Source organism: Manganibacter manganicus, assembly GCF_002075885.1.
GTDB classification, from domain to species: domain Bacteria; phylum Pseudomonadota; class Alphaproteobacteria; order Rhizobiales; family Rhizobiaceae; genus Mesorhizobium; species Mesorhizobium manganicum.
This window is the reverse complement of record NZ_MDET01000008.1, coordinates 59,214-72,341: the sequence shown is the minus strand read 5'-3', so window position 1 is coordinate 72,341 and position 13,128 is coordinate 59,214. Positions and strand designations below refer to the sequence as shown.

Sequence of the window (13,128 nt, the reverse complement as noted above, 5' to 3'; positions counted from 1 at the left end):
CGGCCATCAAGATTCGAGATGCGCCATCGTCTTCCATACCGGCCGCAGCGCCTTGCGCGCCGCCACGAAGGCGGGAAACAGTGCGTCGTATTTTCGCGCCAGCGCCTCGTCATAGGCTTCGCCATCGGCCAGAAGCGGCGTGACCCATTCGGCACAGCAATCGGCCATCGAAGAATAGACGCCAAGGCCGACGGCGGCGATCATCGCCGCCCCGGCGGCCCCTGCCTCCTGCCGGCTGCTGGTGCGCACCCGCGCCCGGTTGGCGGCGCCGAGGATGCGACAAAGCGAGGCGTTGCGCGCGGCCCCGCCCGACAGCCTGATCTCCGCCGGCAGCGGCCCCATGACGGCGTAGCAATCGCGTGCGGCGAAGGCGAGCCCCTCGAGCACGCCGCGCGCCAGATCGGCAAAGCCGTGATTGACGGACAGGCCGATCAGGCTGGCGCGGGCATCCGGATCGACAAACGGGCCGCGCTCGCCGGCCAGCGAAATATAGGGCTGGTAGATCAATGCGCCGGGTGCGGCCTTCTCCACCCATCGATCCAGCGCAACAAGAAGATCGGCGCGCGACGGCGACGCTCCCCCCGCTTCCAGCACGTCGCGCGCCAGATTCAGCAACCAGTCGATATTGAGCGTGGCCGCCATGTTGGACTGCAATTGCGCGAAGGCGCCCGGCACCGGCAAGGCGATGGTGTAGCCGGATGAATCCGCGTTGAGCATCACATCGTCCGGCGTCGCGGCAAGGCGCGTATGGATGCCCGTCGAGCCGATCACGGTGCAGCCGACATCGCCATTCGGATCGTAGAGGCCGCCGCCGAGCACCGTGCACATCATATCGACATAGCCGAGCACCACCGGCGTGCCTTCAAGCAGACCGGTTTCCTGCGCGGCGACAGACGAAAGCCGATGCTGCTCGGTGGTGCCCTCGACCATCGGCGGCAGAAGGCGGCTGTGCGATTTCAGGCCGAGGAACTCCAGAACATCGTCGGCGTAGCTGCGCGAGCGAAAATCGCCGAAGGTGAAGGTGCCCTCGGAAGGATCGGTGGCGCGCTCGCCGGTCATGCGGAAATAGAGCCAGTCCTTGCAGTGCATCGCGGTCGCGGCACGGTCGAGGATTTCCGGGCAATTCGCCTTCATCCAGGCGAGCTGCGCGCCCTGCTGGCAGGCGTTCAGCCCCGTCCCCGTCAACTCGAAGCGACGGCGGTCGGCCGGGTCGGCGCGCATTTTCTCGACCAGATGACCGGCGCGCGCATCGAGCCACAGGAAGGCGCGGCCGACCGGTTCGCCATCGCCGTCGATCAGCCAGGTGCCGTCGCCCTGCCCGGTAATGGCGATGGCGGCGGTGCGGCTGGCAAGATCGGGAACTTTGGCGGCAAGCTCGCGCACGGTGCGCGCGGTATCGCGCCAGGTCTGCGCGAGGTCCTGCTCGGCGCCGCCATTCTCAAGAGTGGAGAAATCGTTGGGGACCGACGCCACCGCGATCTGCTTGCCGGCGAGATCGAAGGCAACCGATTTGATCACCGAAGTTCCGGCATCGATGCCGATCAGCAAATCTTTCATGGGGCAAGTCCGGACAAACGGGAAAAGGGGCGCCCTTTGCGAGCGCCCCTTCAGGTTTTACTGCGAAAGCGTGAAAGGCGCCGTGTACTTGTCGACATTATCCTTGGTGATCAGGATGCAGTCGAAAAGCTGCTTCTCGCTCGCGGCGCCGGTCGAGCCGGTCTTGATGAGGGAATCGGCCTGCTGCACGGCCTTGGCCGCGAAAACGGCAACCGGCTGCAGAACGGTGTATTGCAGTTCACCGGCCTTGATGGCGGCGATCGCATCCGGCGAACCGTCGAAACCGCCGACCTTGACCTGGTCCAGCTTGCCGGCTTCCTTCAACGCCGCAATGGCGCCGAGCGCCATCTCGTCATTGCCGCTTATGACGGCATTGATGTCGGGATGCGCCTGCAGCATGCTCTGCATCTTGTCATGGCCCTGCGTGCGGTCCCAATTGGCGACCTGCTTGGCCACTTTAACGAGATCCGGATACTGGCTGATGACGGTTTCGTAGCCGTTGGAGCGGGTGGCGGCATTGTTGTCCGAAGGCGCGCCGAACAGCTCGACATAGTTGCCCTTCTCGCCGACATCCTGCACCCATTGCTGGGCACCGAGCGCCGCACCCTGGGCATTGTTGGACACGAGCTGCGCCTTGGCCAGCCCTTCCTGGTTGATCTCGGCATTGATGAGAATAACCGGGATATCGGCGGCGACCGCCTTCTTCACCGCGCCGACCGAACCATCGGCATTGGCCGGGTCGAGGATGATCGCTACCGACTTGTTGGTGATGGCGGTGTCGATGAGGTTGCTTTCGGTGTTGGTGTCACCCTTGTGGGCGCCGACATTGGCCGTGTAGCCGAGCTTTTCAGCCTCGGCCTTGGCGACATTGCCTTCGGTGAGCCAGTAGGGGTTGGACGGATCGTTGACGATGATCGAGATCAGTCCGTCGGCATAGGCGCCGGCGACTGTTCCCAGCAACATGCCGGCAGCGAGCAGAGCTTTCAATTTGGTATGCATTTTCCGTTCCTCCATTCTTCTTCCTTGATAGGGCTGCCGGTCATCCGGCAGTCTTCCCGTGGGCGGTGCCGACTGAAGCGGCCTTTCCCCCATTCTGAGAAGGCGTTGGGCCGCCGGCGCCGGTCTTGGGCCTGCGGCGATACTGAATGGCGTTGAGCAGGACGGCGAGCACGATCACCGCACCGGTGAACACCGTTTGCCAATAGGCCGAGATGCCGATGATGACGAGGCCATCGGACAGAAAGCCGATGACGAAGGCGCCGAGCATGGTGCCACGCATATTGCCGCGCCCGCCCATCAGCGAGGCCCCGCCGATGACCACGGCGGCAATCGCCGTCAGTTCGTAGGTGGTGCCGGCAGTCGGGCCGGCGGAGGTCAATTGCGACGACAGGATCAGGCCGGCGATGGCGGCGCAGATGCCCGAGAGAACGTAAACGCTGATCTGCACGGTCTTGACCGGAACGCCGGACAGTTCGGCCGCCCGCTCATTGCCGCCCGAAGCGTAGAGCCACCGGCCGAAAGCGGTGCGGTTGAGGACGAGGCTGCCCAAAATAGCCAGGACAGCCAGAACCACGACACCGGTCGGTATGCCGAAAAGACGGTCGAAGCCCAATTTATCGAAGCCGGTATTGCCCAGCTCCGCCTTGCCGCCGAGATTGTTGTAGGTGAGGCCGTTGGTCATCAGCAGCGCCACACCGCGCGCCATATACATGACGCCCAGCGTGGCGACGAAAGCCGGCACATTGAACCGCGCGATCAAAACGCCGTTGATCCAGCCGACAAAGGCGCCCAGCGCACAGGCGAGCACCGCGACCACCCAGACCGGCGGGTAAAGGATGACGCCGAAGGCGGGCAGCGTCACGCCGCCCATCAGGAAGCCGGCGAAGACCCCAGCGAGGCCGAGCGTCGAGCCGACCGAAAGGTCGATGCCGGCATTCAGGATGACCAGCAACATGCCGATCGCCAATATGCCGAAAATGGCGACATGCGAGGCCATGGTCAGAAAGTTCGACACCGAGAAATAATAGGGCGACAGGAAAGAGAACACGGCAATGATGACGATCAGCGCGAAGAACGCCCGGCCCTCGAGCAGCAGCTTGGCGAGATCGAAACCCTGGCGGCTCGCTTCCTGGCTGGGCGATGTGCGGGCCTGGCTGACTTCGGTCATGGTCGAGACTCCGAAATTCCTGACATCAAGCATCCACGGCTTCGCCCGAGGCGGCCATGATCTGCTCTTTGGTGGCATCCGTGCCGAATTCCCTGGAAATCCTGCCGCGCCGCATCACGATGACACGGTGCGCAATGCTGAGACATTCGGCGACCTCCGACGTGGTGAAGACAACCGCCAGGCCCTTCGCCGCCCGCTCGCTCAGCAGGCGGAAGACCTCGGCCTTGGCGCCGACATCGATGCCGCGGCTCGGTTCGTCGAGCAGCATGACTTTCGGCTCGGTGGTCAGCATCTTGCCGATGACCACCTTCTGCTGGTTGCCGCCCGACAGCGAGCCGATCATGGCATCGCCGCCAGCCGTCTTGATCGTCACCTTGCGGATCGATTCATCGTTCAGGCTGCGCTCCTTCGAGCGCGACAGGAACAGGCCGGCGGCGAAGGCTTCTATGCTGGCCAGCGAAAGGTTGCGGCCGACCGTCATCGTCTGTACCAGCCCGTCGCGCTGCCTGTCCTCCGGCACCAGCACAAGTCCGTTTGCAATGCGCTCGGCAATGCTGAGGCCGGACACATCCTCGCCTTCGAGCAGGACGCGCCCGCTTGCCATCGCGCCGCGCCCGGCGACGCATTCGAGCAATTCGGTACGCCCCGCGCCCATAAGGCCGTAGATGCAGACGATCTCACCCGCCCGGACATCGAGCGACATGTGATCGACCACCAGCCCCGAACCGGAGGCGTCGGCGACGCTGACATCCTCGATCGACAGCGCGACTTCGCCGAAATCATAGCCGGCGGGCGGTGACCCGAGATCGAAATTCTCGCCGACCATGTTGCGGACGATCCATTCCAGGTCGATATCCTTTGCTTCCGCCGTGGCGGTGATGTTGCCGTCACGCAGCACCACGGCATAATCGGTGATCTGGAGCGCCTCTTCGAGATGGTGCGAAATATAGACGATGGAGACGCCACGCGCCGTCAGGTCGCGGATGACCCGAAACAGCACCTCGACCTCCGCCGCGCTGAGCGCCGAGGTCGGCTCGTCCATGATCAGGATGCGGCTATCTACCGATAGCGCGCGGGCGATCTCGACGATCTGCTGCTGGCCGAGCCGCAAGTCCTCCACCGGCGTCAGCGGGTCGATGTCCTCCTCGAGATCGGCCATCAGGGCGCGTGCCTGGCGCGCCTCCTCGGCGAAATCGACACCGGTCCTGCCGGGTAGCTCGCGGCCCATGAAGATGTTGTCGCGCACGCTCAGATTGGGCGCCAGGCTCAGTTCCTGATGGATGATGGATATGCCGAGATCGCGCGCCTCGGACGCCGACGAAAAGCTGACCGGCTCGCCGTCGAGCCGGATCTCGCCCGAAGTCGGCGGCGTCACGCCCGAGAGAATCTTCATCAGCGTGGACTTGCCGGCGCCGTTCTCACCGAACAGCGTCGTGACCTTGCCGCGATGGATGTCGAAGTTGACGCCCTTCAGGGCGTGAACGCCGCCATAGGACTTGACGATGCCCCGCGCCGAGACGATCACCTCGCCATTCCCGGTTTGCCGCGGCGCGTTCATTGAACTTCGAGCCTCACCGGCGTGACGAGCCAGCTTTTCGGATTGATCAGCTTGAAGGCGCCGACGACCGTGATCGTCTTGCCGGTCAGTGCCGAGGTATCGACCTTTGCCAGCACATCCTTCTTCATCTGGTCGTTGATCGCCGCACCGGCGTTCTGGTACTCGATCTGGTTCTTGAACTGGCCGAACTTGATCTTGCCGGACGCGTCGCGAAGTTCCGTGCCATTGATCGCCGGACCGGTCTGCACGCGGATCAGCAACGTATCGGGCACGCCCTCCACGGCGACCTTGTAAATGCCCGATTTGGCCTCGCCCGCAACGCCGGTGAACTTCACCGAAAAGACCGGGCCGACGCCGGCGGGAACGCCGTATTCCTTTGCCGCCGTCGCCTTGTCCTTGGCGATTGCCGCGGCAAGCGTCGCGGCATCGACGGCCTGCGCCTCGACATCCGCCTGCACCTTGGGAAATTCCGCCGCGCCATATTCGGCGGGCGAAAAGGCGGCGCTGCGCAAATCTTCACCGGAGCCGATTTTCACCACCTTGGTGTCGAGCGCCATGGCGGCGACGACCGCCAGCACCGCCACGCCGATAACCGTGCGGCGCAGGCCGCGAGACGCCTTCCTTGAACTCATGCCGACACTCCCCGCGAAAAACCTTCCGACAAGCGGGTCAATGCCCGCGCCGTCGTCTCGTCGGTAATCAACCCGCTGAGATAGCCGCTTTTCAGCACGGCCCGGATGGCCTCGGTCTTGACCGTGCCGCCGGCGACCGCGACGATCCTGCGGCCTTGCAACTGCTCGCGCGGCAATGTCAGCATCCGGTCCGACAGCAGCGTCTCCACCGGCCGCCCCTGGCCGTCGAAGAAGTGCCCGAGCAGTTCTCCGACGCCACCCTGGCGTTTGACCTCATCGATCTCGGAATGCTCGATCATGTCGGTCGAAACCAGCGAGGCCTCGCGTTCCGCCGTGCCGATGCCGACAAACATCAGGTCGGCCTGGCCCGCCAGTTCGAATACGTCGCTGATGCCGCGCTGGCCGAGCAGCACCTCGCGATCCTCGACCGTATTGGCGACGAAAGGCACGGGCATGACATAGGCCTGCGCGCCGTTGCGTTCGGCAAGGCGATGAATGACGTCATGCGGGTTGGCGGCAAACCTGCGGGTAACGCCGCCAAGCAGGGAAACGAAACGGATATGCCCGGCGCTGGTGCGGGTCAGATATTCGACGCTGGCGGAAAGCGTGCGGCCATGACCGACACCGATCACCATCTTTTCGCCGCGCTCGATCTCGCGCTTCAGAAACTGGGCGCCGGCAATACCCAGCGCCCGCAGCGGCAATTCGACATGATCGAGATCGGGCACCACTTCGCAGGTGGAGAGAGAATAAGCCGTGGCGAGTTGCTGTTCGAGTTCGACGCATTCGCCAATGTCGCCATCGATGAAAATGCGGACCAGCCCGTCATGATTGGCCTTGGTGATGAGGCGATGCGCCTTGAGGCTGGTAAGGCCGAGACGCTTGGCAACCTGAGCCTGCGTCAGCCCCCCGGCATAATGAAGCCAAGCCGCGCGCGTGGCGAGGCTGAGCTCATAATGGCGATCGGCCACGCTGCCGGACATTGCCCCTCCTCCCGGATAATTGATATTTTTTTCCACCCTTGAAATTTATTTCATATGCGCCCGTGCCTGTCAACCGGGCCGACGGCGATGCCCGATCAGATTGCGCGCCGGCAAGCTTGCGCCGGCCCTGCCCGGCAAAAATTCGGGAACCATCCGGGCCTCTTTCCGTTCGACCCTTATCTACCAAAATGACCGGAGACGCGACATTGGCATGACCAGGGAGCGCAATGAACGGTTTGCGCGGCTTTGCCGCCGGGCGTGTGAAATCTACGAGGCCGAAGGCCGCCCGCACGGACGGCAGGACGTGCATTGGCTGCTCGCCATCCAGCAGATCGACGCCGAGGACAAGGCCGCGGAAGAAGCGCCGGGAAGTCCCATCGCCGATGCCATACTGAGCCGCGCGGTGCAGGCCATGGAACATATCGCCACCGAAAGCACCGAGCAAAGCGAGAAAGCCGATCGCCGTCTGCTTACGGGATACAAGGTGCGCAGCAGCCGCCGCTAAAATGCCGTTCTGGTCCTCGGTGGCCGGAGCCGCCCTCGTGGTTCGAGGCTCCGCTACGCTCCGCACCTCACCATGAGGGCTGCTGTAGCGCCACCTCCTGAAGCCACGACAATCCAGCACTACCTCCCTTCATCCTGAGGTGTGAGCCCGCAGGGCGAGCCTCGAAGGGTCGAAGCACGCACGGCACAACCGGAGCCGCCCCACCTNGCAGGGCGAGCCTCGAAGGGTCGAAGCACGCACGGCACAACCGGAGCCGCCCCACCTTCCTCATGCTGAGGAGCCGGCCACGCCGGCGTCTCGAAGCACGCACGGCAGAACTGGAGCCGCCCCCGTGGTTCGAGGCTCCGCTGCGCTGCGCACCTCACCATGAGGGCTGATGTAGCGCCAACCTACCGGAAGCCACGACAATCCAGCACCACCCCCTTCATCCTGAGGTGCGAGCCCGCAGGGCGAGCCTCGAAGGGTCGAAGCACGCACGGCACAACCGGAGCCGCCCCACCTTCCTCATGCTGAGGAGCCGGCCACGCCGGCGTCTCGAAGCACGCACGACAGAACTGAAGCCGCCCCCGTGGTTCGAGGCTCCGCTGCGCTGCGCACCTCACCATGAGGGCTTATGTAGTGCCAACCTCCTGAAGCCACGACAATCCAGCAACGCCCCTCATCCTGAGGCGTGAGCCCGAAGGGCGAGCCTCGAAGGACGCACGACACCCACTTGCTTGCAATGGGCACAAGCCTCATCGTGTTGCCGGCGATAATGGGGGCAACAAAGATGGAAATCACCATCTACATTCTGCGCTGTTCGGATGGGTCCTACTATACCGGCCTGACCAGACAGGCGATCGAGGCGCGGCTTTGGGAACATAATGCCGGCACGTATGACAGCTACACTGCCAGGCGGCTGCCGGTGCAACTGGTATTTGCCGAAACCCACGACCGGATCACCGAGGCGATCGAGCGGGAGCGTCAGATCAAGGGCTGGTCGCGCGCCAAGAAGGAAGCGCTGATCGCGCTGGCTTATGAGAGGCTGCCGGGGCTGGCAAGCCGGAAAAAAAATGACCGGAGCCGCCCTCGTGGTTCGAGGCTCCGCTGCGCTGCGCACCTCACCATGAGGGCTGATATAGCGTCAGCCTCCCTGAAGCCACGACAATCCAGCACCGCCCCTCATCCTGAGGTGTGAGCCCGAAGGGCGAGCCTCGAAGGACGCACGGCGCAAACTGGAGCCACCTCACTCACCATGAAGGCTCGTGTAGCGCCAGCCTCTCTGAAGCCACGACAATCCAGCACCGCCCCTCACCCTGAGGTGTGAGCCCGCAGGGCGAGCCTCGAAGGACGCACGGCGCAAACTGGAGCCACATCACTCACCATGAAGGCCGATGTAGCCGATCAATCAATCGGTTCATTAGCAAATTGTCAGGCTTGTCATGGCAGAACGGGGCATGCGCACCTTCTGGCTGCACCCGGCTGAACTGTTCGTAGCGAGGATCGTCGCAATCGTGATCGTTCTCGACGCGGGCCTCGTTGCGCTGCGCGGCAGCAGTATCGATGTCGCCGCCTATGCGAAGATCGCCCTGCTTGTCGGCCTGTTTCTCGGGCTGGGCCTGGCCTATCGCCGCTCCGGCCGCAGCGAAGCCATCGGCGCGATGACCGTCTGCACCGGCCTGTTCATCGCCTTCACGGCGAGCCTGTCGCTGTTCAACTATCTTTTGACGCCAAACCCGCGCCCGCTGATCGACCCATGGCTGCAAGCGGCGGATTCGGCCCTTGGCTATCACTGGCCGGACGCCATCGCCTGGGCGGCAGAGCACCCGCTCTTCAACGAAGCCATGCGCTTCGCCTATATGGCGACGCTGCCGCAGATCGCCGTTCTGGTCGCGGTTCTCGGCCTGACGAAACGGCTGGAAGATTTGTATTCGCTGCTATTGACCGTGACGATTACCGGGACAATAGCCGTCATGTTCTGGGGGCTGTTTCCCAGCGCCGGCGCCAAAAGCTTTCATCATATTTCCAGCGCATTGCTGCATCTGGTCAGGCCCGTCGTGGACCCTGCCTATGGCGCGGAAATCCTTGCCCTGGTTAAAAATGGCGCGCCCTATCTCAGTCCGGACGAATTTCGCGGCCTGATCGCCTTTCCGTCCTTCCACATCGTGCTTGCCGTGACCGCCACCTGGCATGCACGGCATATAAATTGGCTGTTCGGCCCTTATCTGCTGGTGAACCTGATCGTCCTGCCGGCGGTGCTGGTGCATGGCGGGCATCATCTGGTCGATATTCCTGCCGGCATGGCGGTGTTCGCCTTCGGCCTTTATTGCGCCCGCGAGATCCTGCACCCCGCCGCCGCGCGCGCCGCGATCCCGGCGACTTGACTTTCCTTCGCCGACCGCCCGGCAAATAAAGTTGCCATGAAGTTCATCGATTCCCGCGATCTTTACTTGCCTCATTCGTCATTCGTTAAGCACAGCAAGCGCCAACACTTCCTTTACCATCTGCCTTAACTCAACCGAAATCGATGCCTCGCATGATGGGCCACGGTTCACAAAGAAGCCGTTCAACGGAAGTCACAACTGGGCAAAGGGTTTACGAGCATGACCAAACTTCTCAAGAATTTCGCCAAGGACGAATCGGGCGCCACGGCAATCGAATACGGCCTCATCGCCGCGCTGATCGCTCTGGCTATCATTGTTGGTGCGGGTGCCCTTGGATCGAGCCTCAACAAGAAGTTCGATGCCATCTCTAAGTGTTTGGATAACACCGATGGTTCTTGTAAGGGCGCGACCAGCGAAAGCACGCTCTAACAAGACTGTTTTCAAAGCTTCACTTAGGGCCGCCTTCGGGCGGCCCTTTTCATTTGTACCGTCGGCAATCCACCATGGAACTCCACACCAAGTTCCCTATATCCAAGACAGCGCCATGACGGCGCGGGACGACAGGATGACGAGACGATTCAAACTGGCGATTGCGCTGATAGGCGGGCTGGCTTCCATGCCGGCGCTGACGGGCACGGCTTTTGCCGTCGATCCGGTCCAGCAGCGGGCCACTCAGAACGCCTTGCAGGATGCCGCCGAACTGCGCGCCCTGCGAAGCCAGATGCAGCGCCAGCAATACCAGCAGCAGCAGCAATTCAACCGCGAGATCGACCGCGACCGCATCGTGCCGCAGCAACCGCGGCAACCTTCCGTGCCGGTCGTGCGGCAGAATTGCCGGCAAAGCTCCGGCCGCGTCAGCACCTGCCGCTGACCGCCCCGTCCTCATGGTGGGAGGGTTGGGTTGTCGTGACCCAACAAGCCAGGAAGCCGCGCTACATCAGCCCTCATGGTGAGGTGCGCAGCGCAGCGGAGCCTCGAACCACGAGGGCGATCCAGTTGTGTCGTGCGTGCTTCGAGACGCCGGCGTGGCCGGCTCCTCAGCATGAGGGACGCTGGTGCTGTTTCACCCACAGAGATTCGGGAATGCAAGCCCGACCCCGCCCTCATGGTGAGGAGGCGATGCAGGCCACCCCATCCTGAGCTTGTCGAAGGATCAAACCACGGAGGCGAAGAGGGAGCGGCACTACATCAGCCCTCATGGTGAGGCGCGCAGCGAAACGGAGCCTCGAACCACGAGGGCGGTGCCAGTTTGCGTCGTGCGTCCTTCGAGGCTCGCCCTGCGGGCTCACACCTCAGGATGAGGAAGGTTGCGCGTTTCATGCCCGGAGTTTCAGGGATGCAAGCCCCGCCCTCATGGTGCGGGAAGGTTGTGGGATGTCGCGGATTGGAACCAACCATCGCCGATATTAATTAGCCGACTATCGCCGACAGTTGACCCGATGCGGCTTCCGGGCGAGAAGAGCGCGTCAGGGGTGGGCGGGATTCGGCGTGAAATTCACCCGTTACGTGAAAGCGAGGCATGGCACCTTCAGAGAAGAAAAAGGCGGTGGGCAAGGCCAGAAGGGGCGAACGCGTCCGCCAGGTGGCGGCGCTGCCCTTCAGGCTGGACGCCGAGGGCCAGATCGAGGTGATGCTGGTGACCTCGCGCGAGACGCGCCGCTTCATCGTGCCCAAGGGCTGGCCGATGAAGCGCAAGAGCGCGCGCCGTGCTGCCGCCATCGAGGCAGAGGAGGAAGCCGGCGTGACCGGCAAGGCGCTGAAGCAGCCGGTGGGCAGCTATTCCTACTGGAAGCGCATGAAGACCGAATTCGTGCACGTCGACGTGACCGTCTATCTGCTGGCGGTCACCGACGAGCACGAGGACTGGCAGGAGGCCGGCAGCCGCCAGCGCGCCTGGCTCTCGCCCGCCGACGCCGCCTTGCTGATCGACGAGCCGGAACTGGCGACGCTGGTGAAGGCGCTGAAAGCGCCCGCGCAGATTTAGCAGCCTGCGCCCGAATTAACGCTTATCGGCAAGATTTCTGATTTCCGCATGCGGATGGGCTACATCTCGGTGCGAATGCGTATCGGGCTTATCGGGGGGCCGCATGGTGAGGAAGCTCGCAAGAACATCAATCGCCGCTCTGGCCGTGATCATGCTGGGTCTGCTGCCGGTTCAGGCGGCGACGTTCTCGGTCAAGCGCGGGCTCAATCTCGATATGTGGGAAACCTGGCCGCCCGAGAAGGACTGGGGCAGCGAGAAAGTGCTGCTGCCCTTTCCCGAATGGCGCAAGAGCCTGACGATGGAAGGGTTGAAGGCGCTGAAGGCCGACGGCTTCGATTTTCTGCGAATGCCGGTCGATCCCTCGCCTTTCCTTGCCAACAATACAGCCGCTTTTCGACAGAAGCTGTTTGACAGCGTTCTGGCCTCGGCGCGGATGATCAACCGGGCCGGGCTGAAGGTGATCGTGGACATGCATCTGGTCCTGTCCGGCGACGACCGCCAGATCGGCATGGCGCAGGTCATGGACGATCCGGTCGAGTTCGACCGCTATGTCGAACTGGTGCGCAAAATGGCAAAAACGCTGTCAAAAGAAGACCCTAGGCTGCTTGCCTTCGAGCCGATGAACGAGCCGGTGATCGATTGCGAGGGCGGCGCCCGCCTGTGGCCAGAGCGCCAGAAGCGCCTGTTCGCCGCCGCGCGCGCCTCGGCCACGCGGCTCACCCTGATCCTGACCGGGGCCTGTTATTCCGCCGCCGACAGGCTCGCCAAGGTCGATCCATCCAACTATCCGGACAACAATATAATCTGGACATTTCACTCCTACGATCCGTTCCTGCTGACCCAGCAGGGGGCGACATGGGCCGGCGACTTCATCCGCTACGTCACCGGCCTGCCCTATCCGCCATACAAGGCGCCGCGCGCCACGCTGGAAGCCTTGCTGGATAAGGTCCGGGAGCGGATCAGGGCCGAGGCGCCGCTGGCACGACGCGCCGCCATGGTCGCCTATCTCGACCAGGAATTCGCCATGATCGACACGAAGGAAAAGCTCGAAACGGCCATGGACGCGCCCTTCGACGCGGCCGCCGATTGGGCTAAAAAGCACGGGATTTCCAGCAACAACATCCTGCTCGGTGAATTCGGCATGATCCGCCAGGAATACGACAACCCTTATATCGTGCCGGGTTCCGACCGTGCGGCCTATGTCAGGGATATGATCGGCAAAGCCGAAAAGCACCGCTTTGCCTGGGCGATATGGGACTATGGCGGCGCGTTCGGCGTGGTCGAGGAATTCGGCGGGCACAAGGCCGAATCGGATGTGCTCGACATGGTGCGGCGACTGCCTGCCCTGGAAAACAGTTCGGGATCGGATTGACGAACCG

Annotated in this window: 12 protein-coding genes and 1 pseudogene; 7 read left to right on the top strand and 6 right to left on the bottom strand. The window is 63.2% G+C overall.

Translation table 11 applies throughout. From position 1 onward, the window contains the following. Window positions 1–6 precede the first annotated feature (6 nt). Genes BFN67_RS06855 through BFN67_RS06830 form a run of 6 tightly spaced genes read right to left on the bottom strand, consistent with a single transcriptional unit; the run spans window position 7 to window position 6,897 of the window. The gene (locus tag BFN67_RS06855; RefSeq protein WP_080918885.1) at window positions 7–1,557 is read right to left on the bottom strand and encodes an FGGY-family carbohydrate kinase; all 1,551 of its coding nucleotides are present in this window, start codon (window positions 1,555–1,557) and stop codon (window positions 7–9) included. Between the two features lie 57 nt (window positions 1,558–1,614). Then, window positions 1,615–2,556, bottom strand: coding sequence for a D-ribose ABC transporter substrate-binding protein (locus BFN67_RS06850; protein ID WP_139789061.1), 942 nt, complete (start codon window positions 2,554–2,556; stop codon window positions 1,615–1,617). Window positions 2,557–2,596: 40 nt separating this feature from the next. Continuing rightward, window positions 2,597–3,724, bottom strand: coding sequence for an ABC transporter permease (locus BFN67_RS06845; protein ID WP_080918943.1), 1,128 nt, complete (start codon window positions 3,722–3,724; stop codon window positions 2,597–2,599). Window positions 3,725–3,749: 25 nt separating this feature from the next. Next, the gene (locus tag BFN67_RS06840) at window positions 3,750–5,282 is read right to left on the bottom strand and encodes a sugar ABC transporter ATP-binding protein (RefSeq protein ID WP_080918883.1); all 1,533 of its coding nucleotides are present in this window, start codon (window positions 5,280–5,282) and stop codon (window positions 3,750–3,752) included. Beyond that, entirely contained in the window at window positions 5,279–5,914 is a 636-nt protein-coding gene (locus tag BFN67_RS06835) for a DUF2291 family protein (RefSeq protein WP_080918882.1), read from the bottom strand. Before BFN67_RS06835 ends, BFN67_RS06840 begins: the two co-directional genes overlap by 4 nt. Continuing rightward, entirely contained in the window at window positions 5,911–6,897 is a 987-nt protein-coding gene (locus BFN67_RS06830; protein WP_080918881.1) for a sugar-binding transcriptional regulator, read from the bottom strand. The genes BFN67_RS06835 and BFN67_RS06830 overlap by 4 nt, the downstream gene beginning before the upstream one ends. A 211-nt stretch (window positions 6,898–7,108) precedes the next feature. On the opposite strand from BFN67_RS06830, the gene BFN67_RS06825 reads away from it, so the two are divergent. The 7 genes and pseudogenes from BFN67_RS06825 (at window position 7,109) to BFN67_RS06795 (ending at window position 13,121) form a co-directional block, all read left to right on the top strand. Then, the gene (locus tag BFN67_RS06825) at window positions 7,109–7,402 is read left to right on the top strand and encodes a DUF2934 domain-containing protein (protein ID WP_080918942.1); all 294 of its coding nucleotides are present in this window, start codon (window positions 7,109–7,111) and stop codon (window positions 7,400–7,402) included. A 769-nt stretch (window positions 7,403–8,171) separates the two neighbouring features. Further along, window positions 8,172–8,450, top strand: a pseudogene (locus tag BFN67_RS06820) (GIY-YIG nuclease family protein); the annotation flags it as partial. Window positions 8,451–8,823: 373 nt separating this feature from the next. Continuing rightward, on the top strand, window positions 8,824–9,765 hold the full coding sequence (locus BFN67_RS06815; RefSeq protein ID WP_080918880.1) for a phosphatase PAP2 family protein: 942 nt from the start codon (window positions 8,824–8,826) through the stop codon (window positions 9,763–9,765). A 219-nt stretch (window positions 9,766–9,984) separates the two neighbouring features. Further along, entirely contained in the window at window positions 9,985–10,194 is a 210-nt protein-coding gene (locus BFN67_RS06810) for a Flp family type IVb pilin (protein ID WP_080918879.1), read from the top strand. 136 nt (window positions 10,195–10,330) lie between these two features. Beyond that, window positions 10,331–10,636, top strand: coding sequence for a hypothetical protein (locus BFN67_RS06805; protein WP_139789060.1), 306 nt, complete (start codon window positions 10,331–10,333; stop codon window positions 10,634–10,636). A 648-nt stretch (window positions 10,637–11,284) separates the two neighbouring features. Beyond that, entirely contained in the window at window positions 11,285–11,749 is a 465-nt protein-coding gene (locus BFN67_RS06800) for an NUDIX hydrolase (RefSeq protein WP_080918877.1), read from the top strand. Between the two features lie 103 nt (window positions 11,750–11,852). Beyond that, entirely contained in the window at window positions 11,853–13,121 is a 1,269-nt protein-coding gene (locus BFN67_RS06795; protein WP_080918876.1) for a glycoside hydrolase family 5 protein, read from the top strand. Window positions 13,122–13,128: the final 7 nt, after the last annotated feature.

Excerpts from the sequence above, each read along its gene's own strand:
- BFN67_RS06845 (WP_080918943.1), bottom strand. The coding sequence starts at position 3,724 with ATGACCGAAGTCAGCCAGGCCCGCACATCGCCCAGCCAGGAAGCGAGC.
- BFN67_RS06840 (WP_080918883.1), bottom strand. The coding sequence starts at position 5,282 with ATGAACGCGCCGCGGCAAACCGGGAATGGCGAGGTGATCGTCTCGGCG.
- BFN67_RS06830 (WP_080918881.1), bottom strand. The coding sequence starts at position 6,897 with ATGTCCGGCAGCGTGGCCGATCGCCATTATGAGCTCAGCCTCGCCACG.
- BFN67_RS06800 (WP_080918877.1), top strand. The coding sequence starts at position 11,285 with ATGGCACCTTCAGAGAAGAAAAAGGCGGTGGGCAAGGCCAGAAGGGGC.
- BFN67_RS06835 (WP_080918882.1), bottom strand. The coding sequence starts at position 5,914 with ATGAGTTCAAGGAAGGCGTCTCGCGGCCTGCGCCGCACGGTTATCGGC.
- BFN67_RS06795 (WP_080918876.1), top strand. The coding sequence starts at position 11,853 with ATGGTGAGGAAGCTCGCAAGAACATCAATCGCCGCTCTGGCCGTGATC.
- BFN67_RS06815 (WP_080918880.1), top strand. The coding sequence starts at position 8,824 with ATGGCAGAACGGGGCATGCGCACCTTCTGGCTGCACCCGGCTGAACTG.
- BFN67_RS06825 (WP_080918942.1), top strand. The coding sequence starts at position 7,109 with ATGACCAGGGAGCGCAATGAACGGTTTGCGCGGCTTTGCCGCCGGGCG.
- BFN67_RS06805 (WP_139789060.1), top strand. The coding sequence starts at position 10,331 with ATGACGAGACGATTCAAACTGGCGATTGCGCTGATAGGCGGGCTGGCT.
- BFN67_RS06850 (WP_139789061.1), bottom strand. The coding sequence starts at position 2,556 with ATGCATACCAAATTGAAAGCTCTGCTCGCTGCCGGCATGTTGCTGGGA.
- BFN67_RS06810 (WP_080918879.1), top strand. The coding sequence starts at position 9,985 with ATGACCAAACTTCTCAAGAATTTCGCCAAGGACGAATCGGGCGCCACG.
- BFN67_RS06855 (WP_080918885.1), bottom strand. The coding sequence starts at position 1,557 with ATGAAAGATTTGCTGATCGGCATCGATGCCGGAACTTCGGTGATCAAA.